A 23,470-nucleotide genomic window follows, 5' to 3' on the forward strand; every position below is an offset into this window, starting at 1 on the left:
TGCCATGCGCGACAAGTCGAGCAGCCGCTTCCTGCACTGAGGCGAGGCGATCCGATGACGAGCGCGATCGACATCAGCGCGGCGGCCCTGGCGGCCGCTGCCCGGCCGCTGACGGGCGGGCCGGGCGACTACGACGCCCTGCTGCAGCTGGTGGGCGATGCCCGCTTCGTCCTCATCGGCGAAGCGACCCACGGCACCCACGAGTTCTACGAGGAACGGGCGCGCATCACCCAGCGCCTGATCCGCGAAAAGGGCTTTACGGCCGTGGCGGTCGAGGCCGACTGGCCGGACGCCTACCGCGTCAACCGCTACGTGCGCGGCCAGGGCCAGGACGGCAGCGCCAACGAGGCCTTGTCCGGCTTCGAGCGCTTCCCGTCCTGGATGTGGCGCAACACCGATGTCGAACGCTTCGTCGACTGGCTGCGCACGCATAACGAGGGTAGCGGAGCCGACGCGCAGGTCGGCTTCTATGGACTCGACCTGTACAGCCTGTTCACCTCGGTGCGGGAAGTGCTGAACTACCTGGAAGAAGTCGACCCGCAAGCGGCGGCCGAAGCACGCCAGCGCTATGCCTGCTTCGACCACTACGGCGAGGACAGCCAGCAGTACGGCTACGCGGCCGGCATCGGGCTGTCCGAGTCCTGCCAGAAAGGTGTGCTGACCCAGCTTGCCCACCTGCAGGCCAGCGCCCTCGACTACATGCAGGCCGACGGCGGATCGAGCGAAGACGCCTTCTTCTACGCCCAGCAGAACGCGCGCCTGGTGAAAAACGCCGAGGAATACTATCGCACCATGTTCCGCGGCCGGGTCTCATCCTGGAACCTGCGCGACAGCCACATGGCGGAAACGCTGGACGCGCTGGCCAAGCACCTGTCGCGCGACGGCACCCCGGCGAAAATCGTCATCTGGGAGCACAACTCCCATATCGGCGATGCCCGCGCCACCTACATGGGCGGCCTCGGGGAATGGAACCTGGGCGAACTGGCGCGCAAGGCCTACCCTGGCGAAACCTGCCTGATCGGGTTCTCGACCTATGACGGCCACGTGACGGCGGCTTCGGAATGGGATGGACCGGCCGAACACAAGCGGGTACGTCCGGCCATGCCCGGCAGCTACGAGGAATTGCTGCACCACGTGGGCCTGCCCCGCTACTACCTGAACCTGCGCGACGACAGCAGCGTGCGCCGCATCATGCTCGAGCGGCGCCTGGAGCGGGCCATCGGCGTGCTCTACCTGCCGCGCAGCGAACGCCAGAGCCATTACTTCGATGCCAAAATGGCCGAGCAGTTCGACGCCATCATCCACATCGACCGCACCGAAGCCCTGGTCCCGCTCGACGCCACGAGCGGCTGGCACTCGGGCGAGCCGCCGGAGACTTACCCGGAAGGCATCTAGCCGATCAGCCGGATTGCCGTCCTGGCCCGTGCAGCTTACGGCGCCGCGGCGGCGTCGAAGACGGCCGGGTCGATTGTCAGGCCGACCTTGACCGATACCGGCTCGGTCACCATCACGCTCTGCAGCTTCTGGACAATGGGGACGCGCGAGTACAGCACCAGCGGCTCGTTCTGCACATCGGTCAGCGTACCCGGCTTCAGGTCCGCAACGCACAAGTCGGTGATCAGCGCTTGCGTGTTCGGCAGCATCGGCATGCATTTGACGGCATGGCCCTTGACCATGCGTGGCTCGGTAAACAAATGCTCCCGCGACTTTTCGGGCGGCAGGTTCCACTCCTGTGGCGGCTCGCTGTAGCGCTTGCCCTGCGCATCTACGCCGGCGTCATACATCTTGCCGTCGCGGATCAACTGGGTATTCGAGGTTTTTTCCAGGTAGGTGCGGCAACTGAATGCCGGTTCGTCGACCTCGGCGTGATAAGTAAAGTGTTCTTCCTTGACGAGGTAAGCCTTGCCGTCGCTGGTGTAGGTCTTGCGCTCGGTGATGTAATCGGCCGGTGGCTGCAGCATCGGCGCCGGCGGCCCCATGCCCTTGGCCTTGCGCACACCAGCGCACATTTCGTAGATTCCCCGATACATCTTGTGGTACTCCGCCACCGATTCCGGGCGCTCCACCGTCACGATCTCGTAGGAGCGGGCACCTGATGAACCTGGCTGTCCAAGCGCGGCGTCCTGCCCATCCGTCCTGGAGCAGGCGCAGAGGCCTGCGCACACGGCGCCTGCGAACAGGACGCCGGAAAATGTCATTCGCATGTCAACCTTGTCGGAAATGCAGTCCTGTTGCGTTCCAGGCGCGCGTGTCCCGCCGCTCCGGGCAGCGTCCTCACCGGCATGCCGCAGGCACGCTTGGCGGCAGGCGCGACGCGCCCGCTCAAGCCTGGCGCTCGCCGCAGTCGGTACAGAACTTGGTACCGGGCTGCAGCATCGTCGAGCAGGCGCGGCAGGCCACCTGCTGCGCGGTCTTGTGGCCGCACTCCGGGCAGAATTTCGCGCCGTGGGTCTCGGCCCGGCATTGCGAGCAGACCAGCTGCATGTCCGCCGTCACGTCGTGGCGCCCGCCGCGCACCTGGCCTTCGGCAGTCGCCTTTTCCGATGCCGCATGGACCTCGCCCTGGGCGCGCGCCTGGGTGATCTTCACCTGCACGTTCGGTGCGCAGTTGAAGCACAGGCCGTTGGCCGTGTCGAAGCACTGGCTGCAGACATAGTCATGGCAGTTGCCGCAGCGGTTGAAATGGGCCTTGCCGGCAGCCACGGCTTCGGTGAAGGCTTCGTCGCGCGACGAGTGCCAGCCGGCTTCGGCCATGCTGCCGAGCACGCTGCCGGCATTGCCCAGCAAACCGCCGAACATGCTGGCGCCCTTTTGCAGCCAGCCCGAAGCCTGGGCGCTGCGGTAGGGCTTGAAGTGGGTACGCCAGCGATCGCTGCAGCGTTCGCAGTAAAACTCGAACTGGAAACCGGCGTCGACGCCTGTCGAGTTGCTCAGGTCGCGGTAGTTGTTGGCAAACTGCATTTCGGACATAGACGGGCATGGTTGGTTAACACGGAGCAGCGATTATAACTAGTTAGCAAATAAACAGCTTGTGGACCGGTACCTCAGCCGCTCCGGCGTCGCGCCCGCACCACGTTTGCGCTGCATTCGGCGCGTGGCGCATGGGCCGCCGCGGGCCGGCTGGACCAGGGGAGCCGCATCGATGCCGACTTCCAGGCTGTTTCAGGAATTCCTGCAACAATTCCCTAACAATAAAACTTGCCCGGCGCCACCGCTCCGGCGGGCTGTTTTGGTAGGATGCTCGGGTTTATCCTCAGGCAATTCTCGAGCAATTCTCAGGCAAGGAGCAGTAATGAGTCGCACTACGCTGAACATCAATGGCAAGCCGCGCCAGGTCGATGTCGAACCGGATACCCCCCTGCTGTGGGCCCTGCGCGACACACTCGGCCTCGTCGGCAGCAAGTACGGCTGCGGCGCCGGCCAGTGCGGCGCCTGCACCGTGCACGTCGACGGCGCACCGGCCCGTTCGTGCCTGCTCCCCGTGTCCAGCCTGGGCAAGGCGAAGATCACGACCATCGAGGGCCTCGACAAGGAGCACCGCCATCCGCTCCAGCTCGCCTGGCAGGAACTGGACGTGCCGCAATGCGGCTACTGCCAGGCCGGCCAGATCATGAGCGCCTGCGCCCTCCTGAAACAGCATCCGAAACCGACCGACGCCCAGATCGACGAGGCCATGGCCGGCAACCTGTGCCGCTGCGCCACCTATACCCGCATTCGCGCCGGCATCCACCGTGCCGCCGAGATCGCTGGCAACGGGAAAGGCAAGAAATGAGCGCTCCCACCTCCCCTTCGCGCCGCGGCTTTCCTGCGTGCGGGCGCGGCCGGTGCCCTCGTGATCGGCATGCACCCCTCCGGCCTGCTGGCCGCACCGACCGCCGGCTCGCCCGCAGCCGGCGCCGATGCTTCCTTCGCACCGAACGTCTTCATCCGCATCGACCGCAAGGGCATCGTCACCCCGGTGTCGAAACAGCCCGAAATCGGCCAGGGCATCAAGACCTCGCTGCCGATGGTGATCGCCGAGGAACTCGAGATCGACTGGCGCGACGTGCGCATCGTCCAGGGCGACCTCGACCCGGCCTACGGCAGCCAGGGCGCCGGCGGCTCGACCTCGACCCCGACCAACTACAACGACTTCCACCGCCTCGGCGCCACCGCGCGAACGATGCTGGTGCAGGCCGCGGCCCAGACCTGGGGCGTGCCCGCGAGCGAATGCAGCGCCGCGCATGGTGCCGTCCTGCACGGCCCGAGCAAGCGCAAGCTCGGCTACGGCGCCCTGGTGCCTGCGGCCAGGGAGCTCGCCTTGCCCGACGCCGCCGCCGTCCAGCTGAAGGATCCGTCCACCTACACCCTGCTGGGAACGCGCATCGGCGGTGTCGACAATGCGGCCATCGTCAGCGGCAAGCCGCTGTTCGGCATCGACGTGCAACTGCCCGGCATGCTGTACGCGGTCTACGCGAAGTGCCCGGTATTCGGCGGCAAGCCGGTGAGCGCCAATCTCGACGCCGTGAAAGCCCTGCCGGGCGTGAAGGACGCCTTCATCGTCGAAGGCACGGCCAACCTGAACGGCCTGCGCCCGGGCGTGGCGATCGTCGCCACCTCGACCTGGGCCGCGTTCAAGGCGCGCCGCGCGCTCGCCGTGCAGTGGGACGAAGGCGCGGGCAGCACCCACAGCTGGGCCGGCTTCACGGCCCAGGCGCAGGCGGCCGCCGGCAAGCCCGGCGCCACGGTCCTGCGCCAGGATGGCGACGTGCAGGCCGCCCTGCAGGGCGCAGCCAGGACGGTCGCGGCCAGCTACAGCTATCCCTTCATCTCGCACGCGAGCATGGAGCCGCAGAACTGCACGGCATGGTTCAAGCCGGGTTCGGCTGGCGAAGCGGGCCAGCTGGAACTGTGGGCGCCGACCCAGAACCCGGGCGCCGGCCAGGCCCTGGTCAGCACGACCTTCGGCATCCCGAAGGACAACATCGTGCTGCACATCATTCGCAGCGGCGGCGGCTTCGGCCGGCGCCTGAGTTCCGACTTCATCGTCGAGGCGGCCGCGATCGCGCAGAAGGTGGGCGCGCCAGTGAAACTCACCTGGACCCGCGAAGACGACCTGCAGCACGACCATTTCCGCGCCGGGGCTTCCACCACCTGCGCGGCGGCCTCGATGCGCAAGGCAAGCTGGTGGCCTGGCACAACCACTTCGTCACCTTCGCCAACCGCGTCGAGCGCGAGGGCAAGAGCATCCTGCAACCGGGCAGCGGCGGCTCGCTGTCGGGCGACGAGTTTCCGGGCCGCTGGCTGGCCAACTGCCTGCTGGAACAGACCGCGCTCGAATGCCGCATCCCGATGGGACCGTGGCGCGCACCGGGCAGCAATGTGTTTTCCTGGGTGTTCCACAGCTTCATCGACGAGCTGGCCCATGCAGGCGGGCGCGATCCGATCGCCTTCCGCCTGGAGCTGCTGGGCGACAAGGATGTGATTCCGGGCACCGGAGAACGTGGACAGCCGTACAGCGTCAGCCGCATGCGCAATGTGCTGAAGGAAGTGGCCGAGCGCTCGGGCTGGGGCAAGCGCAGCTTCAAACGCGGCCAGGGTGCCGGCGTTGCCTTCCACTTCAGCCACCGTGGCTACGTGGCGGAAGTGGCCGAGGTCACGGTGTCGCGCGATGGCAAGCTGACCGTCGACCGTGTCGTGGTGGTGACCGACATCGGCGCCCAGATCGTCAACCTGAGCGGCGCGGAAAACCAGGTGCAGGGTTCGGTGATCGATGGCCTGTCGACCTTGCTATACCCGGAACTGGACATCGAAGGCGGCCGCGTAGTGCAGAGCAACTTCCACGAATACGGCCTGCTGCGCATGCCGGACACGCCGACGCAGATCGACATCCACTTCCTGAAGACCGACTACCCGGTCACGGGACTCGGCGAACCGGTGTTGCCGCCGCTGGCGCCGGCTGTCTGCAACGCGATCTTCGCCGCCACGGGAAAACGCGTGCGCCAGCTGCCGCTCGCCAAAACCGACCTGAGCTGGAGCTGAACGCGCACCCGCGCCTGGCCCGGCCAGGAGTAGGCTCAGGTGCTGGCGTGGCCGGGATCGGTCGCGCCCGGCGGATCGCGCGCGACGTCGATGTCGTGGGCGCCGTGGCGTGCGAGGATGACCGCGGCGCGCTCCGACTGCGCGGCGTCGGCCGCGCCCACCGTCATCACGCAATGCGCGGTGCCGTGGGCGTGGGGCGCGAAGACGTCCTTGTAGTCGGTACCGCCCTTGACGGAGGGCGTGTCGCCCACCAGGAAGTTGCCCTGGCCGGGACCCGCCTCGTCGGAGGTCACGGCGATCTCGATACCGGCGCGGTCGAAACCCTCGGCCAGTAATTCCTTGCGGGCGCTGTCCGCGCCCTCGAACGTGCTGAACACGCGTACGATCTGGTTCATGTCTGCTCCAATGTCACGGTTGATCCCACCGTACCAGAATCGACTGCGGCGCGGCGCCCGCACGCCTGCCCGGTCCGCGCCGGGGCGCTGCTGTGCGCCCGGTGCCGGCCGCTCCCGCTATGCTGGCGGGCACCCCGCCTGCGCCCTTGCCCGTGCCCGCAGCGCCCCCAGCCTGTGGCGCGGCCATGCCCGCCGCATGGAACCTGGCGTGCGCCGCTGCGCGCCCGCGGCAAACTATGTGTATATGCACTTTTGTGACTGGCGAAGGAACCAAAATTTAGTACAATCGGGAAACGTTGAGGAGCGGGGAGACCACGACGGGAAACCCATGCCGGCAGCTTGCCGCCAACGGGTGGACGCTTTACCCACTACACACAAGAAGATGACGAGATCACACCGGACTGCCCCATTCCGGCCCCTGGCAACCACCGACGCGCGCCGAACCGCCCGCTGCGGCTTGCTTGCGGCGCAGCGATGAAACCATCAAGCGGCTTCTTCCGCCTTACCAGCCTGCGCAGCAGGCTGATGCTGCTGGTCGCCCTGGCGATCCTGCCGCTTGCCCTGATGACGATCCTGGGTGGCGTGCGCGAACGCGAACAGGCCATCCGCGCCTCCGAAGACAACCTGCGCCGCCTGACCAGCCTGGCCGCCGCCAACGAGGCGCAATCGGTCGAGCGCGCGCGCCAGATCCTGGTCGACCTGGCCAGCGTGCCCGATTTGCTGGGCCCTGCTCCGCGCTGCAATGCCCTGCTGGCCGACGTCCTCGACCGCAACGAAGGCTATGTCAACTTCGGCCTGATCCAGCTTAACGGCGAGGTCAGCTGCAGCGCCGTGCCGATGCTCCATCCGGTCAACCTGGGCGACCGCGCCCACTTCAAGCGCGCCATCCTCGAGCGCCGCTTCATCGCCGGCGACTACGTGTTCGGCCGCGTGATCCGGCGCCACACGATCAACCTCACCTATCCCGTGATCGACCGCGCCGGCAAGGTCGTGGCGGTGGTGTTCGCGGCCATGGACCTGGCGGGCCTGGACACCTTCGTCGCCGACATCAACCTGCCGCCCGGCTCGGTGCTGGTGACCTCCGACGCCAACGGCACCATCATTTCGCGCCGCCCCGACCCGGAGCGCTGGTTCGGCACCAAGGCCTCGACCACCATGCGCGACGCGATGCGCAGCGCCGGCCGGCGCGCCGTCGTGATCCGCGACGACGACGGCATCGAGCGCCTGCATACCTTTGCCCGCGTGGGGGGCCCGCGCTGTCGGACTACACCGTCACCATCGGCGTGCCGGTCGACAGCGTGACGATCGGCGCGCGCCGCGCCCAGTTCATGTCCCTGATCGGCCTGGCCGCCACCACCATGCTGGCCCTGCTGGCGGCCTGGCTGGCCGGCGACGTGCTGATCGTGCAGCGGGTGAGGAAGCTCATGGACACGGCGCGCCGCATCGCCGCCGGCGAACTCGATGCGCGCTCGGGCATCCCCTACGAACGCGAAGAGATCGGCCGCCTGGCCGAGGCGCTCGACGAGATGGCGGCCACGCTGCAGAAGAAGAAGGAAGCGGCGCGCGGCCTGGCCGAGCGCGAGCTGCGCGCGGCCGACCAGCGCAAGGATGAATTCTCGGCGATGCTCGCACACGAGCTGCGCAACCCGCTGGCGCCGATCAGCACCGGCGCCCACCTGTTGAAGCTCCTGCACTCGGATAACGCCCAGATCACCCAGACCTGCGCCATCATCGCGCGCCAGGTCGAACACATGACGGGCCTGGTCGACGACCTGCTCGATGTCTCGCGCGTGACCCGCGGCCTGGTCTCGCTGTCGACCGGGGTGCTCGACCTGCGCCGCGTCATCGACGACGCCGCCGAACAGATCCGGCCGCTGATCTCGACGCGCCGCCACACCGTGCTGCTCGACCTGCCGCCGGAGCCGGCCACGGTCAAGGGCGACCACAAGCGCCTGGTGCAGGTGATCGCCAACCTGCTCAACAACGCCAACAAGTACACGCCCGAGGGCGGCCGCATCGAGCTGCGCCTGTTCAGCGAAGGGGGCGAGCATGTGGTGACCGTCACCGACGACGGCATCGGCATGGAGCCGCAGCTGGTGGCGCGCGTGTTCGACCTGTTCACCCAGGCCGAGCGCACCCCGACCGCTCGCAGGGCGGACTGGGCCTGGGCCTGGCGCTGGCCAAGAGCCTGGTCGAACTGCACGGCCGGTAAGGTAGAGGCGACCAGTCCGGGCCTGGGCAAGGGCAGCACCTTCACCGTGCGCCTGCCGCGCCACACCCGGGAACTGCCTTTGATCGTGGCGCAAACCTCGGGCCACGGCGCCGCCGTCAAACCGCTGAAGGTGCTGCTGGTGGACGACAACCTCGACGCCGCCCATACGCTGCAGCTGTTCCTGCGCGCGGCCGGCCACGAAGTCGAAATCGCCTATTGCGGCGCCGACGCCGTCGACCTGGCCCGGGTGTTCGCCCCCGACGTCTGCCTGCTCGACATCGGCCTGCCCGACTTCGATGGCAACGAGCTGGCACGGCGCCTGCGTCGCCTGCCGCAGGCCACCGGTGCGACCCTGATCGCGATGACCGGCTACGGCCGCCAGCAGGACCGCGACGCCGCCCAGGCGGCAGGCTTCGACCACTACATGGTCAAGCCGGTCAATACCGTGCAGCTGTCGGACCTGCTGGCCGAGGCGGCCGAGGCCCAGCACCCGCGGTAAGGCCCTCCGCGCCCGTCCGCCATCCCCTGGCACATTCCCGTATCATCGCTGCTCGACGATGAGGGAATGAAAATGGATTCGATGGACGTGGTGCTGGCCATGCTGCTGGCCGTGATCGGAAGCGGGTATCTCGTGCGCCTGCTGCCCTTCGGCCTGCCCCTGCCCCTGGTCCAGATCGCGCTCGGCGCCATCATCGCCGGCGTCTTCAAGCACGGCGTCACGCTCGACCCCGAACTCTTCTTCGTGCTCTTCCTGCCACCCCTGCTCTTTCTCGACGGCTGGCGCATCCCCAAGGTGGGCCTGTTCCGCGACAAGGGCACCATCCTTGAACTGGCCCTGGGCCTGGTGGTCTTTACCGTGGTCGGCGCGGGCTTCCTGATCCACTGGCTGGTACCAGGCATGCCGCTCGCCGTTGCCTTCGCCCTGGCCGCCATCGTCGCCCCGACCGATCCGGTGGCCCTGTCCGCGATCACGGCGCGCGTTCCCGTGCCGCGCCGCCTGATGCACATCCTCGAGGGCGAATCCCTGCTCAACGATGCCAGCGGCCTGGTGTGCTTCCGCTTTGCCGTCGCCGCCGCCATGACCGGCAGCTTCTCGCTGGCGACGGCTTCGCTGACCTTCCTGTGGGTGGCGCTGGCCGGGGTGGCGTGCGGGGTCGGCGTCACGCTCGCCATCTCCTTCGCGCAGCGCGTGGCCGCCAAACCGCGTCGGCGAAGAGCCCGGCTCGCCGATCCCTGGTGAACCTGCTGATACCCTTCGGCGCCTACCTGGCCGCCGAGCACCTCGAGGCCTCGGGCATCCCTGGCGGCGGTGGCGGCCGGCGTCACGATGAGCTATGTCGAACTGTCGGGCCGCGCGCTGGCCACCACCCGCGTGCGCCGCGCCGTGGTCTGGGACACGGTGCAGTTCGCGCTCAACGGCGTGATGTTCGTGCTGCTGGGCGAACAGCTGCCCGAGATCGTCGGGCGCACGCTGGCCGACAGCCGGCTCGACACCGGCGCCACGCCGCTGCAACTGGCGGGTACCGCGCTGGCGATCGCGCTGGCGCTGACGCTCCTGCGCCTGGTCTGGGTGTGGGTATCGCTGCGCCTGACGCTGCGCCATGCGCGCCGCCAGGGGCAGGAAGTCTACAAGCCGGGCTTCCGCCTGGTGCTGGCCACCTCGCTGGCGGGGGTGCGCGGCGCGATCACGATGGCCGGCGTCCTGACCTTGCCCCTGACCCTGCCGGGCGGTGCGCCCTTCCCGGGGCGCGACCTGGCCATCTTCTACGCCAGTTCCGTCATCATCCTGTCGCTGCTGGCGGCCAGCGTGGCGCTGCCGCGCCTGCTGCGTGGCCTGGAGGTGCCGGAAGAAAGCGGCGAGGAAGCCGCGGAAGACCATGCGCGCCACGCGGCCGCCGTCGCCGCGATCGCGGCCGTCGACAAGGCGGCGCACGCCCGTATCGAAGACGAGCTCGACATCGATGCCGACGTCCATGCCAGCGCGGTCGACCATGTCCGCGCGGCATCTACGAGCATCGACTCGGCGGCGAGGGTGCCTACGACCCTTCGCGTTCGCGCGTGGCCGAGCAGACCGAGCGCGATTACCGGCTGGCGGCGCTGCAGGCCGAGCGCCGCGCGATCCCGGCACTGGTGCATGCGCGCAGCCTGTCGGACGAGACGGCGCGCAAGCTGCTGCGCGAAATCGACCTGGTCGAGGCACGCTACCGGTAGCGAGGGCGGCCGTGGCCGCCCTCGGCTGCAACGTTTGCCCACCGCTTCGGCCCTGTGACGCCGGTCGCCCGGGCGCTCTCGAGCGTTAGCTCGCGAACGGTGTGCGCATGCAGAAGGCGTAACATCGGCGCGGCATGTTCCACTTCCGATCGGCACCCATGACTCTCGATACCCAGCCATCAAGCGATGCGGCGCCGCTCAGCGATCCGCCCGTTGCCGCCAGGGCGGCCGGCCTGCGCTACGTCCACGACGACAAGCCGGGCATCCGCCGCGAGCGCAATGGCGAGGGCTTCCGCTACGTTTCGCCCAAGGACGAGCCCATCGAAGACGAGGCCACGCTGGCGCGCATCAAGTCGCTGGCGATTCCCCCCGCCTGGACGGAAGTGTGGATCTGCCCCCAGGCCAATGGCCACCTCCAGGCTACGGGGCGCGACGCGCGCGGGCGCAAGCAGTACCGCTACCATCCGAAATGGCGCAGCGTGCGCGACGAAGCGAAATACGAACGCATGATCAACTTCGGCAAGGCGCTGCCGGCGATTCGCTCCGAGGTCGACCGCGCCCTGAAACTCCCCGGCCTGCCGCGCGAGAAGATGCTGGCCACCATCGTCTACCTGCTCGAGGCGACGATGATGCGCGTCGGGAACGAGGAATATGCCCGCACCAACAAGTCCTTTGGCCTCACCACGCTGCGCAACCGCCACGTGAAGGTCGACGGCAGCGATGTCGAGTTCCGGTTCCGGGGAAAAAGCGGGGTGTACCACAAGATCCAGGTGCACGACCGCCGCGTGGCCCGCATCATCCGCAGCACGCGCGACCTGCCTGGCCAGGAACTGTTCCAGTACGTGGGCGAAGACGGCGAGACCCACAGCATCGATTCCAGCGACGTCAACGACTACCTGCGTTCGATCACCGGCGAAGACTACACGGCCAAGGACTTCCGCACCTGGTCCGGCACGGTGCTGGCGGCACTGGCCCTGCAGGAATTCGAGAAGTTCGATTCCGAGACCCAGGCCAGGAAGAACATCGTGCGCGCCATCGAATCGGTGGCCGAAAAACTCGGCAACACGCCTTCGGTCTGCCGCAAGTGCTATGTGCACCCGGGCGTGCTCGATGCTTACCTCGACGGCGCCGTGCTCGAGGCCCTGCGCGAACGCACCGAGGAAGAGCTGAGCGAAGACCTGCACGCGCTGCAGCCGGAAGAAGCGGCCGTGCTGGCCATGCTGCAGCAGCGCCTGGCCCACGATGCCGAGCGCGCCGCGGCCAGCAAGGGCAAGGGCCAGCGCAAGGCCGCTTGAGCCACCCCTGCAACAGGAGAACACATGAACGACACCGCCGCAGCTTCCCTTCCCTTGCGCGAAAACGCCTGCACGATCGAGCGCGTGGCCCGATTTGAGCACCAAGTGACCGGCGTTACCGTCAGCGAAGACGGCCGCATCTTCGTCAACTTCCCGCGCTGGACCGAGGACGCGCCGGTGTCGGTGGCCGAGCTGCTGGCCGGCGGCGAAGTCAAACCCTATCCTGACGAGGAATGGAACGCCTGGCGCAATGCGCGCAAGGACGAACTCTCGCCCGGAGAGCATTGGGTATGCGTGCAGAGCGTGGTCGCCGACGGCCGCGGCAGCCTGTGGGTGCTCGACCCGGCGGCGCCGGCGCAGAGCCACGTGGTATCCGGCGGCCCGAAGCTGGTGCAGGTCGACCTGACCAGCGACAAGCCGGTGCGCACGATCGCGTTCGACGAAGACACGGCGCCGCAAGGCTCCTACCTGAACGACGTGCGCTTTTCCCGGATGATGGGGCCTGGGCCTACATCACCGATTCTGGCGTGAAAGGCGCGCTCGTCGTCGTGGAACTGGCAAGCGGGCGCGCCGTGCGGGTCCTCGACGGCGACCCGTCGACGCAGATGAAGAAGGGACTGGACGTCAAGGCCGACGGCGCCGTGCTGCGCCGGCCGGACGGGCGCGGCGTGGAGTTTTCCGCCGATGGCATCGAACTGTCCGGCGACGGCGCCTGGCTGTACTGGCAGGCGATCAAGGGCGACATCCTGTACCGCATCGCGACAAGCGTGCTGCAGGGCGCCGGGATGCGCGGCGAGGATGTCGGCGCCAGCGTCGAGGACTATGGCCACAACGGCGTCAACGACGGCCTGTTGATCGCGCGCGGAACCGAGCGCATGCTGCTGACGGCGGTCGAACACGACGCCATCCGGATGCGCGACCTGGCCCGGGGTCCGCAGGCCCCCCTGGTCACGCTGGTGCAGGACGCGCGCCTGCGCTGGCCCGACACCTTCAGCCAGGGACCGGACGGCAGCGTGTATGTGACCACCTCGCATATCCAGGATTCGGCCTTCTTCAAGCCGGACGCGCCGGGCGCCCTGCCGACCGAACTGTGGAAGCTGCGTCCGGCGGAGTAAACCCGGGGAGCCGGCGCCTTTTTGCCGGGCAGGCATGCATATCCAATGATGCTTGCCTTTCCGTCAAGGTCTCGTTATCGTGCAGCTTCCTCCCTGCTGGAGCCGCCCATGCGTCGACCTTTCCCGCTGTCCTCTTCAGCTTGCGCGCTGGGGGCGCCATGAGCCCCGCCATCGAACTGTCCGGCGTCGACAAGCGGCTGGGCGCGCGCGATGTGCTGGGTGGGGTCTCGCTGCAGGTACCGGGCGGCAGCGTCTTCGCCTTCCTCGGCAATAACGGCGCCGGCAAATCGACGACGATCCGCATCCTCACCGGCCTGCTCGATGCCGACCGCGGCGAGGTGCGTGTCCTCGGCCGCGCACTCCCGGACGCGCGCATGGAGGTGCTGCGCGAGGTCGGCTGCCTGGTCGATTCCCCCGCGCTCTACCCCAACCTGAGCGCCACGGAGCTGCTCGAGATCGGCCGTCGCATCAAGGGTTTGCCGCGCTCGGAAAGCGCACGCGTGCTCGAGCTGGTGGAACTGACGCCGCATGCCCGCGAGCGCATCGCCGGTTTCTCGCTGGGCATGCGCCAGCGCCTCGCCCTGGCGCATGCGATGCTGGGCGGGCCCCGCCTCCTGATCCTGGACGAGCCGGGCAACGGGCTCGACCCGCAAGGCATGCGCGACATCCGTGCCCTGCTGGCCGCCCTGCCGGCGCGTACCGGCTGCACCGTGTTCCTGTCCAGCCACCAGCTCGACGAAGTGGAAAAGATCGCCACCCACGTCGCGGTGCTGCATGGGGGCCGGGTCCTGTGCCGGGAAGCGGTGCCGCGCCTGCTGGCCAGCCAGCCGGGCAGCCTGGCGCTGGAGGTGGACGACGCCAGGCGTGCCCAGGCCGTGCTGGCAGGCCTGGGCCGGCCGGCTCGCATGCTCGATGGCCGCCGGCTGGAGGTGGCGGCCATCGATGCACAGGGGGCGCGCCGCTGCATGCGGCCCTGGTGGGTGCCGGCGTGGCGCTCTACCAGTCGGTTCACCGGCGGCCCACGCTGGAACAATGGTTCCTCGAACTCACCACGACGGATGCGAACAAGGAGCGCCATGCTGCTCGCGACACTGTTCCGGCTTGAGGCGATGAAGGCGCGCCGTTCGCTGGCGCTCTTGATGATGCTGGCCTGTCCGCTGATGGTGGTGCTGCTCAACACGGGCATGCTGCTGCGCCAGGTGGGTGCCGATGGTGTGCCGCCGCGCGCCTGGGAAGGCTTCTGGCTGGGCAACCAGGCCCTGTGGTGCTACTTCATGCTGCCGCTCTACCTGGCGCTGTGCACGGCGCTCGTCAACGGTGTCGAGCACCGCCAGCACGGCTGGCGCCTGATGCTGACCCTGCCCGTGGGCGCGCGCCAGCTCTACCTGGCCAAGCTCTTGCTGGCCCTGACCATGGCCGCCATCGCCCACCTCTGCCTGCTGCTCTTCACCGGGCGGTGACGATGCTGCCGCTGGGCGCACCCGCACCGCACGGCGCGTTCGGGGCGATGACGATTGCGATGCTGGGGGCGCTGGCGGCCAGCCTGCCCGTCCCGGTGCTGCAGCATACGCTCAGCTGGACCAGCCAGAACATCGTCACGCCGCTCGCGCTGGGCGTGTGCGCGACAATGGGCGTGATCCAGCTCGGCAGCTCCGAGCACTGGCGCCTGTTTCCCCGGACCTACCCCCTGATGGCAGCCAACGGCAGCGACCCGGCCATGCGCGATGCCGCCCTGCTGCTCGGGCTGGCGGTCGGCGCCGGGTTGCTGGCGCTGGGCTGCTGGTGGGCCGGACGCCGGCGCCAGCCGGCGTGATCGTGGCAGTTAAGCTGACGTCTTCCAGGTTGAACCGCAAAGACCTTGTAGGGTGGGCGGCTCTACCCCGGCAGAGTGTCCACCCGCTGCTTGAATGCCGCCCACGCGTTCAACCACGCCCTGAAACCTCGCGAGGAATCGCCTGCTGGTTGAACGCGTGGGCGGCGCAGACCTTGCCGGTTCGCTGGCTGACAGGGTGGAGCCGCCCACCCTACGGGCCTGTGCATGGTTCGGGAAGAAAATGCGATGTCACATGTGCGTCGGGACGAACAGGAGCGCCTGACAACAGCTTCAGAACAAGGCGCGTCGTCGAAGACAGTACGAGCGTACGGCGAGACGATGCAACCCTGGACTGGAGGTGTTGTCGGGCGCTCCACAGCATGGCTTGAATGACCGGCATGACGCCCTGACCGGGCGCCCCAGCCCTTACTGCACGCGGTAGGTCGCGACTTTCCAGCTGCCGTCCGGCTGGCGCATCGGCACCACCGTCTCGACGACCCCGGCGCGGGTGGCGAAATCGGTCGTGTAGCGGATGATGACGAATTCGCCCGGCGGCGAGCCGGGCGCATCGCGCGTGTAGGCTGCCGCCACGGTCTTGCGCGACTTGACTGCGCCCAGCGGCGCACGCACGGTCCTGCCGACGTCGAGCCAGCCGCTGCGTCCGACTGCCTTTTGCAGCAGCGGTGCGCCCTGCTCCCAGGCGGCGCCGGCCTGGCCGGCATCCATCAGCGCCAGCCAGCGTCCGCTGGCCTCGACCGCGGCCTCGATCGCCGCCTTCTGTGCAGGATCGACAGCGGCCGCCTTGGGTGCGATGGTGCCGGCCTTGGGCCGCGGGGCCTGGGTGGAGGCGGTGGCGGTGCCGGCCGGGGTGGCCGCTGGTGCCGCTGGTGCCGCTGGTGCCGCTGGCGGGGTCTGCTGCGCATGGACCGGCGCGATCGCGGCGGCGCCGGCGGCGGCTATCGCTGGTAGGGTTTTCATGGTGGTACTCCTTCTTCTGTGGGGGGCGGTGGCCGGTCAGTCGGCCGGTCCGGTGGGTTCGGCGTGGTTGAATACCTGGCGCAAATAGGCCAGGAAGGTTTCGTCGTTGCTCATCGACTTGCCGGCGGTGTCGGACAGCTTGGCCACCGGCTGGCCGTTGCAGCGCACCAGCTTCATGACGATGTTCAGCGCCTTGTAGGGCGTGTCGTTGGTGAGCTGGGTGCCGATGCCGAAACCGAGCATCACGCGGTCGGCGAAATGGCGGTACAGGGCCAGCGCCTTGGGCACCGTCAGCGCGTCGGAGAACACGAGGCGCTTGGTGCGCGCATCGATGCGCAGCCTGGCGTAATGCGCCAGCGCCTTCTCGCCCCATTCCGTCGGGTCGCCGGAATCGTGGCGCAAGCCGTCGAAGAGCTTGGCGAAATACAGGTCGAAATCGTTCAGAAAGGCGTCCATGCCGACCACGTCGGTCAAGGCGGTGCCGAGGTCGCCGCGGTACTCCTGCACCCAATCCTCGAGCGCCGCCTTTTGAAAATCGCGCAGGCGCACCCCGAAGGACTGGAAGGCCTGCATGTATTCGTGCGCCATGGTGCCGATCGGTACCAGGTTGTACTTCTTCGCCAGGTAGACGTTGGAGGTGCCCTTGAAGTACTGCGGCAGCTCGCACGCCAGCGTCGACACGACTTCGTCCTGCCACGCGCCCGAGAAGCGCCGGCGCACGCCGAAATCGAAGAATTCGAAGGGATTGGCGCGCGGCGGTTCCTGCTCGAATGCGCGCAGCTGCTCGACCTTCAGCGCCAGCCGTTTGCGCGCTTCTTCGATCGCCGCAGCCTGGTCGAAGCGGCGGAAATACAGCTCGTTGACGATGTAGAGCACGTAGATCTCGAAGCCCATCACGTGCACCACCGGGCCACAGGCGCGGATGCGCAGGTGCGGTCCGTCGGTTTCCACCGTGATGAACTTGCGCTGGAAGCGAAACACCGTGAGGAAGTCCGCGAAGTCGCTCTTGATGAAGCGCAGCTTGCGCAGGTACTCGACTTCGTCCTCGGTGAACATCATCGAGCACAGGTGGTCGAGCTCGCGCTCGACTTCCTCTTTCAGCTCGGCGAGCGGATAGGCGGGCTCGTTGCGGCACTTGAACTCGTACTCGCCATGGGCGTTCGGATGGCGGTGCAGCAGGGCCTGCCACATGGTGAACTTGTAGAGGTCGGTCTCGAGCAGGCTGCGAACGATCGGTTTCATGGCGCGGGTTCCTCCTTCAAGCCGCTTTTTTGCGCTTCTTTGGCGCCAGCATGGTGCCGGTGCAGCCCGGCGTGCCGCAACGGCAGGCGAACAGTTTTTTCAGCGCCGGCGTATGGCGTTCGTCGTAGATCAGCGCGTAGTTGTAGTTCAGCTCCTGGCCCGCCTCGATCGGATGCAGCGCATGGATGTAGACGCGGCCGTCTTCCTCGTAGGCCTCGCAGTTGGGCGAACAGGCATGGTTGATCCAGCGCGCCTCGTTGCCGCGTCGGCCGCCATCGATGACGCGGCCATCGTGCAGGCTGAAGTAGAAAGTATGGTTGATCGGCCCCCCGGCCCTGGCCGCGCGCTCGGTCGCCTCGTCCCAGCTGATGCGTTCGCCCCGGTATTCGATGATGCGCTCGCCTGGCTCGATGTGGCGCCGGGCGAAGACGCCGTTGCCGTGGATCGGGGACTTCTTGACTTCGTAGGCCGGGTCGGCCTTGGCTGCGGATGTGGTGGGCATGTAGGGATTGGGAGGGCGAGGGTAGGATGCGAAATTGAAATCGTTACTATTATGGTACGTTTTTGTGTTGCCTGCCGCACTACAGCACACTTTCGGTGGCAGCCCCTTCCACTTGGCGCGTACACGACCATGCAGGACTCCAATCCTCTTGATCCGAAGGCGCTGACGCATCCGCCACAGTCCGGGGCGTGCAGAACGCCTGCCTGCGGCCGCTGGCGCCCATTCGGCGGTGTCGGACTGATATGATGCATGCTCATGCGTACGACGCCCGGACGGCGCCGCATACCTTATCCATCGGGCCTGGCGGCACTCCCGATGCCTTCCCGCCGCCAACGCGAGAACGAACATGGACACCATCGCTTTGACCTCCGGCGCCAGCCTCGCCATCCTGCCCGTCGCCATTGAGCATGCGGATGGACTGGCGGCGCTGGTGTGCGAGAACGCTGGGCACCTGGGCGAATATTTGCCCGCGGTGGCCGAGCTCGGCTCGCCTGACGCCGCGCGCAGCCATCTCCAGGCTGCCATCGCACGCGCGGCGGCAGGCGCCAGCTTCGAATGGCATCTGTTCCTGAATGATCAGCTGTGCGGCGCCATCCGCCTGAAGAACATCGACAGCGACAACCGCAAGGCGGAGATTGGCTATTTCCTGGGCAGTGCCTTCGGCGGCCAGGGTATCGCCACCCTCGCCGTGCGCGCAGTACTCGGCTATTCATTTGCCTCCCTGGACCTCAACCGCCTCGAATTGCGTTGTGCCGCGGCGAACACGCCCAGCATCCGCGTGGCCGAGCGCTTGGGCTTCACGCTGGAGGGCGTGCTGCGCCAGGATGAGTGGCTGGACGGGGGCTTTGTCGACGTGCATGTCTTTGGGCTGCTGCGTGCCGAGTTCGCGGCTTGATGTGCAACACCGGCATGTTTTTCAGGGGCTTTTGGCCAAGTGAATGTATTCGTGCGCAACTCCATCTGGCGAATCCGGTCACCGGTCTCCACAGTCATTCGCAGTCGGCGAGGAATAATGATCATGGATCCATTCTCGGATTTACCTTACCTGGTTCACACCGGACGTGAACTCGAATTGATGGTCGCGGGCCGCAAACCGCTTGTGGTATTCTGCGACGCTTATCCTGCAGAAGCTTGTGAAGAGATCATTCCAGAGCAGGCATTCGCACCTTACCTGGCGACAGGAAAGCTCGACAAGCGCGAGTTCGTCGAACTCCTCGATCGCCCGGCGCCGGCCAGTTATCGCCAGCTCAAGGGATATCGCTGCGTACTGTATTCGACCCCGGAGGAGAACTGGCGAATCGATGCGTACATCGAGATGAAAGCGCAGGCCAGCCTCCAGGTTGGCGACCGGCCGGCCACGTAGCCGACGCATGGCAATCCGACACAAGGGAGAATGTGATCATTTCCGAAGTCATCGATTTTGTTGGTCATGCTATCGAAGGAATGACCGTATGGCGTTATCTGTTTTCGCCCGCCTACCGCGCCACCGTGCACGAGCGATGGCGTGACGAATCCCGTTTTGACATCGGAATGGAAGTCCTCAACTTCGCTCTGAGTTTCATCTTTGTTAGCCTTCAGTTGCCGACGTCCTCTTCGCGGAACTCGAGACCCGTGCCCGGGGCCGTGTCGCGCGTGGATTCCTCCTTGCGCAGCTCGACGCGGCGGATCTTGCCCGAAATGGTCTTCGGCAGTTCGCGGAACTCGATGCGGCGGATGCGCTTGTAGGGCGCGAGGCGCTCGCGGGCAAAGGCGAAGATTTCGCGCGCCAGTTCGCGGCTCGGTTCGACACCCGGGCGCAGCGTGATGAAAGCCTTCGGGACCGACAGGCGCAGCGGGTCCGGGCTGGGTACGATCGCCGCTTCCATTACCATCTCGTGCTCGACCAGCACGCTCTCGAGCTCGAACGGACTGATGCGGTAGTCGGACGACTTGAAAACATCGTCGTTGCGGCCGACGTAGAAGTAATAGCCGTCCTCGTCGACGGTGGCGGTGTCGCCGGTGTGGTAGAAGCCGGCGCGCATCACGTCCGCCGTTTTTTCCTCGTCGCCCTCGTAGGCCAGCATCAGGCCGAGCGGACGGGGTTCGAGCTTCACCGAGATCTCGCCTTCGCTGGCCGGCTGGTCGTCGCCATCGAGCAGCGTGACCGTATAGCCCGGCAGCGGACGGCCCATCGAGCCGGGTTTCAGGAGCTGGCCCGGCGGATTGCCGATCTGGGCCGTGGTTTCGGACTGGCCGAAACCGTCGCGGATGCGGATGCCCCAGGCGCGTTCGACCTGTTCGATCACTTCGGGGTTGAGCGGCTCGCCAGCGCCCACCAGTTCGCGCAGCGGCGGCTTCCATTGCGACAGGTCTTCCTTGATCAGCATGCGCCAGACCGTCGGCGGCGCGCACAGCGAGGTCACGCCGCAGCGCTGCACGGTTTCCAGCGCCGCCTTGGCGGAAAAGCGCTCGTAGTTGTAGACGAAAATGGTGGCGCCCGCGTTCCAGGGCGCGAAGAAGCAGCTCCAGGCATGCTTGGCCCAGCCGGGCGAGCTGATGTTCCAGTGGACATCGCCCTTTTGCAGGCCGATCCAGTACATGGTCGACAGGTGGCCGACCGGATAGCTCTGCTGGCTGTGCAGCACCAGCTTCGGCTTGGCCGTGGTGCCGGAGGTGAAGTACAGCAGCAGCGGGTCGGTGGCGCGCGACTCGCCTTTCGGGGTGAAAACGCTCAGCACGCTGCGTGCTTTCTCGAAATCGTGCCAGCCCTCGAGCGCGCCGCCGACGGCGATGCGCGTGAAATTGCCCGTCACACCTTCGAACTTGTGCGCCTCCGACACCTGCGCGATCACGTGGCGCACACGTCCGCGGTCCATGCGGTCCTGCAGGTCGGCGGTCGAGACCAGCATGGTGGTGGGCACCAGCACGGCGCCGAGCTTGATCCCGGCCAGCATGATTTCCCACAGCTCGACCCGGTTCGGCAGCATCAGGAGCACGCGGTCGCCGCGCTCGACCCCGCACTGCTGCAGGTACTGGGCTACCTGGTTCGAGCGCGCCGCCATGTCGGCGAACGAGATCTTCTGCTCGCGCCCGTCTTCCTCGACCACCCACAGCGCGGGCGCGTGGTTGTCCTTCGCTTCGACGTCGAAGAAGTCGAGTCCCCAGTTGAAGGCATCGAGCTTCGGTGCCTGGTAGTCGCGGTAGGCGATGTCGTAATCAAGACGGTGCTGCTGCAGGAAGTCGCGCGCCTGCGCGAAACGCTGATACGGGGTCATGGTGTCTCCTGTGCGCTGATGACGGTGGCCAGGCGCGGCGCGCCGATGGCGTGACCGCAGCCCGATCCCTGTGTGTTGTCTGTTTGCGCACATTGTGCCACGGCTTGGCCGTGGCGACGGGCGATTCGCGTGGCGTCTATTGCGGTCCGCCGCTGGCGAGGCTGCAGGTAAAGGCATACGGTGTCGTCGTCGGGATCGCCTTGCCGTTGCGCACATCGATCAGGCCCTTCGTGATCAGGTATTGCCCGTCCGCCCCCGCCCTGCCCAGCACGACGCCAGGCATCCTCGTTTTCACATCCTTGCCCAAGCGGATGCCGGCAGCGGCGAGCGCGTCGGTGAATTCCTCCAGGCGGGCGTTGCAGATTTCGCCCTGGATCACCATCGCGCCGAAGCCGCCCATCATGCTGACGTTCTTCAAGCATGCCTTGCCCAGGGTGACCGGTCCGGACAACCGCAGGCCTTCGTCGCGCGGCAGCTTCCGGGCGGCCCCGTTCAGCCAGTCGGTTGCCGCGCCGCGCCCGGCGCCGGCGGCAGCCGTGTCGCAGGAGAGGAGGCGCAGCTTTTTCCTCGTCGAGCGAGGCGTGGGCCGCGCTTGCAAACGACAGGCCGCACAAGAGAAGTGGAGCAAAAAGTGCTTCATGGTGTCCTGTAAAACGATGTGATGACCCGATCCCGCACCGGACGCGGGGCGGTCCGCAAGCGCGTCAGGTTGGCCGCCGCAGCGGCACCGCGAACTCTCCCTCGGGCTGCATCATGTCGATCACGCGGCAGTCGCCGCACATGCGCAGGCGGTCGAGGTTGCCGGCAAAGGCGCTATGGCTGGACAGGCGCGAGAGCATGTTCTCGACCATGTGCAGTGTACCGAAGGGTTTGCTGCAGCGGATGCAGTGGAAGGGCTGGGATTCGTTCAGGGTGCGGGTTTCCTTGCGCGCCGCACCAAACACCATGCGCGGCACCAGGGTGATGGCGTTTTCCGGGCAGGTATTCGCGCACAGGCCGCATTGCACGCAGTTCTGCTCGACGAAGCGCAGGCGCGGCAGGTCAGGCGTATCCATCACGGCCGAGGACGGGCAGACGCCGACGCAGGCCATGCACAGGCTGCACGACTGGGTATTCACGGCGATCGCACCGAAAGGCGCGCCGGCGGGCAGCGCCACCGCCTCGACCGCCTGCGGCGCGTGGCGGTACAAATGGTCGAGCGCGTAGTCGAGCGTGTTGCGCTTGTCTGGGCCAGGTTGAAGGTGGCCATCTCGGCCGGGGCCTGCCCGCGTGGCGCGTGCTGCAAGGCCAGGCCCAGTTCCTCCGGCGTGGCCACTTGCAGGAACTGGAAATGCGGGCCGGCATAGCCAAGGCCTTCCAGCACTGTCTGGGCGACTTCCATCTGGCGCGCAATCGCGCCTGCGTATTGCGGCGCCTCGGCGCCCGTCATCAGGACCGTGACGCCGGCCGCGCCATAGCTGAGTGCCGCCAGCCAGACGTCGATGCCGGTCGAGGCCGTGTGGTGCAGCGCCATCGGAATCACGCGGCCCGGCACGCCATGGGCCGGGTCGCTTTGGACCGCCTCGATCAGCGGCGCGCCGCCTTCGCTGTGCAGCAGCAATACCGGATCCTGGCCGCCCGCATCGACATAGGCGCGCAGCGCCGCCTTGATGCGGCTGCCAGTGTGCGCGGCCGAGGGGAAGTTGTAGCCGAGGGCGCCGGTCGGCAGACCGTGGTGCAGGCGCCGCAGCCGGCGCACAGATAGGGGTTGACCTTGATGCGGTCGCCGTTGCCGGATATCGCCTTGGCCGAGCAGATCTCGACGCAGGCGTTGCAGCCGACGCGCTCGTTGCGGCTGTGGGCGCACAGCCGCTCCTTGTAGCTGAAATACTTCGGCTTTTCGAAGTCGCCGATCATGTCCAGCAGTTCGCTCGCCGCCGCGCGCCGCGCCGCTTCATCCGGACCCGGGGCGTAATAGCCGTGCGGATGCTGGTGCGACGAAATGAGCGGGCTCGGACAGAGGTCGAGCACGAGGTCGAAGCTGGCCTGCTGGGCCGCCTGGCCGGGGGCCTGCCAGCGTGCCTCGAAGGCGCCGAGCCAACCGGCTACGGCAATCGCACGGGCATGCAGCACCGGATAGGCCCGCGCCGCGAGTTCACCCTCGCCATCGAGCAGCACGGCTGTCACCGGCAGGCTGGCCGCCAGCAGGTCGGCCCGGGGCAAGGCTTGAACGGCAGTACCGACGACAAGCAGGCGCCCGCTCGACCGGTAAGTGACGGAGGCGGACGCTTCGGCCGGAGCGATGGCGTCGGCGGCGAGGATGGCGGCCGTCTTGGCGAGGGCATTGCGGCGCTCCTGCAGCGGATCGCCGGCCTGCCCATCCAGAATCGAATGTTCATGCTTGACCTTGGAGATGTTGCGGGTGCGGCCCGGCCGGAATGGCGGCGGCACCG

General features: G+C 67.4%; 26 protein-coding genes. 15 read left to right on the top strand and 11 right to left on the bottom strand.

The features are described from left to right. The first annotated feature begins 54 nt into the window (after positions 1-54). Entirely contained in the window at positions 55-1,395 is a 1,341-nt protein-coding gene (locus G4G31_RS18695) for an erythromycin esterase family protein (protein ID WP_182988900.1), read from the top strand. 35 nt (positions 1,396-1,430) lie between these two features. Here the strand turns inward: G4G31_RS18695 and G4G31_RS18700 are convergent, their stop codons facing one another. Continuing rightward, complete coding sequence (locus tag G4G31_RS18700) at positions 1,431-2,198, bottom strand: hypothetical protein (RefSeq protein ID WP_182988901.1); 768 nt, start codon at positions 2,196-2,198, stop codon at positions 1,431-1,433. A 124-nt stretch (positions 2,199-2,322) separates the two neighbouring features. Then, positions 2,323-2,970, bottom strand: coding sequence for a zinc ribbon domain-containing protein (locus tag G4G31_RS18705; RefSeq protein ID WP_182988902.1), 648 nt, complete (start codon positions 2,968-2,970; stop codon positions 2,323-2,325). 322 nt (positions 2,971-3,292) lie between these two features. On the opposite strand from G4G31_RS18705, the gene G4G31_RS18710 reads away from it, so the two are divergent. From G4G31_RS18710 to G4G31_RS26780, 3 genes are all read left to right on the top strand, one after another. After that, positions 3,293-3,772, top strand: a complete 480-nt coding sequence (locus G4G31_RS18710) for a (2Fe-2S)-binding protein (protein WP_182988903.1) — start codon at positions 3,293-3,295, stop codon at positions 3,770-3,772. A gap of 69 nt (positions 3,773-3,841) precedes the next feature. Further along, complete coding sequence (locus G4G31_RS18715) at positions 3,842-5,464, top strand: xanthine dehydrogenase family protein molybdopterin-binding subunit (protein WP_229425637.1); 1,623 nt, start codon at positions 3,842-3,844, stop codon at positions 5,462-5,464. After that, the gene (locus G4G31_RS26780; protein WP_210283263.1) at positions 5,362-6,021 is read left to right on the top strand and encodes a molybdopterin cofactor-binding domain-containing protein; all 660 of its coding nucleotides are present in this window, start codon (positions 5,362-5,364) and stop codon (positions 6,019-6,021) included. The genes G4G31_RS18715 and G4G31_RS26780 overlap by 103 nt, the downstream gene beginning before the upstream one ends. Before the next feature lie 35 nt (positions 6,022-6,056). Here G4G31_RS26780 and G4G31_RS18720 read toward each other — a convergent pair whose 3' ends face one another. Continuing rightward, on the bottom strand, positions 6,057-6,416 hold the full coding sequence (locus G4G31_RS18720; protein WP_182988904.1) for a hypothetical protein: 360 nt from the start codon (positions 6,414-6,416) through the stop codon (positions 6,057-6,059). A gap of 474 nt (positions 6,417-6,890) precedes the next feature. Between G4G31_RS18720 and G4G31_RS26785 the strand changes: the two genes are divergently transcribed. The 9 genes from G4G31_RS26785 (at position 6,891) to G4G31_RS18755 (ending at position 15,062) form a co-directional block, all read left to right on the top strand. Beyond that, positions 6,891-7,718 (top strand): cache domain-containing protein, encoded by an 828-nt coding sequence (locus G4G31_RS26785; protein ID WP_229425098.1) that lies wholly within the window; start codon positions 6,891-6,893, stop codon positions 7,716-7,718. Then, positions 7,700-9,127 (top strand): response regulator, encoded by a 1,428-nt coding sequence (locus tag G4G31_RS26790; RefSeq protein ID WP_229425099.1) that lies wholly within the window; start codon positions 7,700-7,702, stop codon positions 9,125-9,127. Before G4G31_RS26785 ends, G4G31_RS26790 begins: the two co-directional genes overlap by 19 nt. 72 nt (positions 9,128-9,199) lie before the next feature. Further along, a complete protein-coding gene (locus G4G31_RS26795; protein ID WP_229425100.1) occupies positions 9,200-9,868 on the top strand; it encodes a cation:proton antiporter in 669 nt (222 codons plus the stop codon). Positions 9,869-9,937: 69 nt separating this feature from the next. Then, the gene (locus tag G4G31_RS26800; protein WP_229425101.1) at positions 9,938-10,897 is read left to right on the top strand and encodes a hypothetical protein; all 960 of its coding nucleotides are present in this window, start codon (positions 9,938-9,940) and stop codon (positions 10,895-10,897) included. Between the two features lie 100 nt (positions 10,898-10,997). Beyond that, positions 10,998-12,134: a DNA topoisomerase IB gene (locus G4G31_RS18735; protein ID WP_182988905.1), complete on the top strand. Its 1,137-nt coding sequence runs from the start codon at positions 10,998-11,000 to the stop codon at positions 12,132-12,134. A gap of 24 nt (positions 12,135-12,158) precedes the next feature. Continuing rightward, positions 12,159-12,665, top strand: coding sequence for an L-dopachrome tautomerase-related protein (locus tag G4G31_RS27720; RefSeq protein ID WP_267873628.1), 507 nt, complete (start codon positions 12,159-12,161; stop codon positions 12,663-12,665). Then, complete coding sequence (locus G4G31_RS27725) at positions 12,662-13,249, top strand: hypothetical protein (protein ID WP_267873629.1); 588 nt, start codon at positions 12,662-12,664, stop codon at positions 13,247-13,249. The genes G4G31_RS27720 and G4G31_RS27725 overlap by 4 nt, the downstream gene beginning before the upstream one ends. A 158-nt stretch (positions 13,250-13,407) precedes the next feature. Further along, a complete protein-coding gene (locus tag G4G31_RS18745; protein ID WP_202033652.1) occupies positions 13,408-14,709 on the top strand; it encodes an ATP-binding cassette domain-containing protein in 1,302 nt (433 codons plus the stop codon). Further along, positions 14,706-15,062: a hypothetical protein gene (locus G4G31_RS18755; RefSeq protein WP_182988907.1), complete on the top strand. Its 357-nt coding sequence runs from the start codon at positions 14,706-14,708 to the stop codon at positions 15,060-15,062. The genes G4G31_RS18745 and G4G31_RS18755 overlap by 4 nt, the downstream gene beginning before the upstream one ends. Positions 15,063-15,488: 426 nt before the next feature. On the opposite strand, the gene G4G31_RS18760 is transcribed toward G4G31_RS18755, so the two are convergent. From G4G31_RS18760 to G4G31_RS18770, 3 genes are read right to left on the bottom strand one after another with little or no spacing between them, the layout of a single operon-like run. Continuing rightward, the gene (locus tag G4G31_RS18760; protein ID WP_182988908.1) at positions 15,489-16,040 is read right to left on the bottom strand and encodes a DUF4019 domain-containing protein; all 552 of its coding nucleotides are present in this window, start codon (positions 16,038-16,040) and stop codon (positions 15,489-15,491) included. Positions 16,041-16,076: 36 nt separating this feature from the next. Beyond that, complete coding sequence (gene pncB, locus G4G31_RS18765) at positions 16,077-17,282, bottom strand: nicotinate phosphoribosyltransferase (protein WP_182988909.1); 1,206 nt, start codon at positions 17,280-17,282, stop codon at positions 16,077-16,079. Between the two features lie 16 nt (positions 17,283-17,298). Then, the gene (locus G4G31_RS18770; RefSeq protein ID WP_182988910.1) at positions 17,299-17,784 is read right to left on the bottom strand and encodes an SET domain-containing protein; all 486 of its coding nucleotides are present in this window, start codon (positions 17,782-17,784) and stop codon (positions 17,299-17,301) included. Positions 17,785-18,130: 346 nt separating this feature from the next. Between G4G31_RS18770 and G4G31_RS18775 the strand changes: the two genes are divergently transcribed. Together G4G31_RS18775 and G4G31_RS18780 are read left to right on the top strand one after the other, a co-directional pair. Then, entirely contained in the window at positions 18,131-18,679 is a 549-nt protein-coding gene (locus tag G4G31_RS18775) for a GNAT family N-acetyltransferase (protein WP_182988911.1), read from the top strand. Positions 18,680-18,802: 123 nt separating this feature from the next. Continuing rightward, positions 18,803-19,147: a hypothetical protein gene (locus G4G31_RS18780; protein WP_182988912.1), complete on the top strand. Its 345-nt coding sequence runs from the start codon at positions 18,803-18,805 to the stop codon at positions 19,145-19,147. 211 nt (positions 19,148-19,358) lie between these two features. Here G4G31_RS18780 and G4G31_RS18785 read toward each other — a convergent pair whose 3' ends face one another. The 5 genes from G4G31_RS18785 to G4G31_RS26815 all read right to left on the bottom strand — a co-directional run bounded on the left by G4G31_RS18785 (position 19,359) and on the right by G4G31_RS26815 (position 23,468). Next, complete coding sequence (locus G4G31_RS18785) at positions 19,359-21,038, bottom strand: AMP-binding protein (RefSeq protein ID WP_182988913.1); 1,680 nt, start codon at positions 21,036-21,038, stop codon at positions 19,359-19,361. Positions 21,039-21,174: 136 nt separating this feature from the next. Then, on the bottom strand, positions 21,175-21,678 hold the full coding sequence (locus G4G31_RS18790) for a hypothetical protein (RefSeq protein WP_182988914.1): 504 nt from the start codon (positions 21,676-21,678) through the stop codon (positions 21,175-21,177). A 64-nt stretch (positions 21,679-21,742) separates the two neighbouring features. After that, complete coding sequence (locus G4G31_RS26805; protein WP_229425102.1) at positions 21,743-22,195, bottom strand: 4Fe-4S dicluster domain-containing protein; 453 nt, start codon at positions 22,193-22,195, stop codon at positions 21,743-21,745. Beyond that, positions 22,153-22,638 (bottom strand): hypothetical protein, encoded by a 486-nt coding sequence (locus tag G4G31_RS26810; protein WP_229425103.1) that lies wholly within the window; start codon positions 22,636-22,638, stop codon positions 22,153-22,155. The genes G4G31_RS26805 and G4G31_RS26810 overlap by 43 nt, the downstream gene beginning before the upstream one ends. After that, positions 22,605-23,468: a hypothetical protein gene (locus tag G4G31_RS26815; RefSeq protein ID WP_229425700.1), complete on the bottom strand. Its 864-nt coding sequence runs from the start codon at positions 23,466-23,468 to the stop codon at positions 22,605-22,607. The genes G4G31_RS26810 and G4G31_RS26815 overlap by 34 nt, the downstream gene beginning before the upstream one ends. Positions 23,469-23,470 lie beyond the last annotated feature (2 nt).

It is taken from the genome of Massilia sp. Se16.2.3, from assembly GCF_014171595.1.
In the GTDB taxonomy this organism is placed as follows: Bacteria; Pseudomonadota; Gammaproteobacteria; order Burkholderiales; family Burkholderiaceae_D; genus Telluria.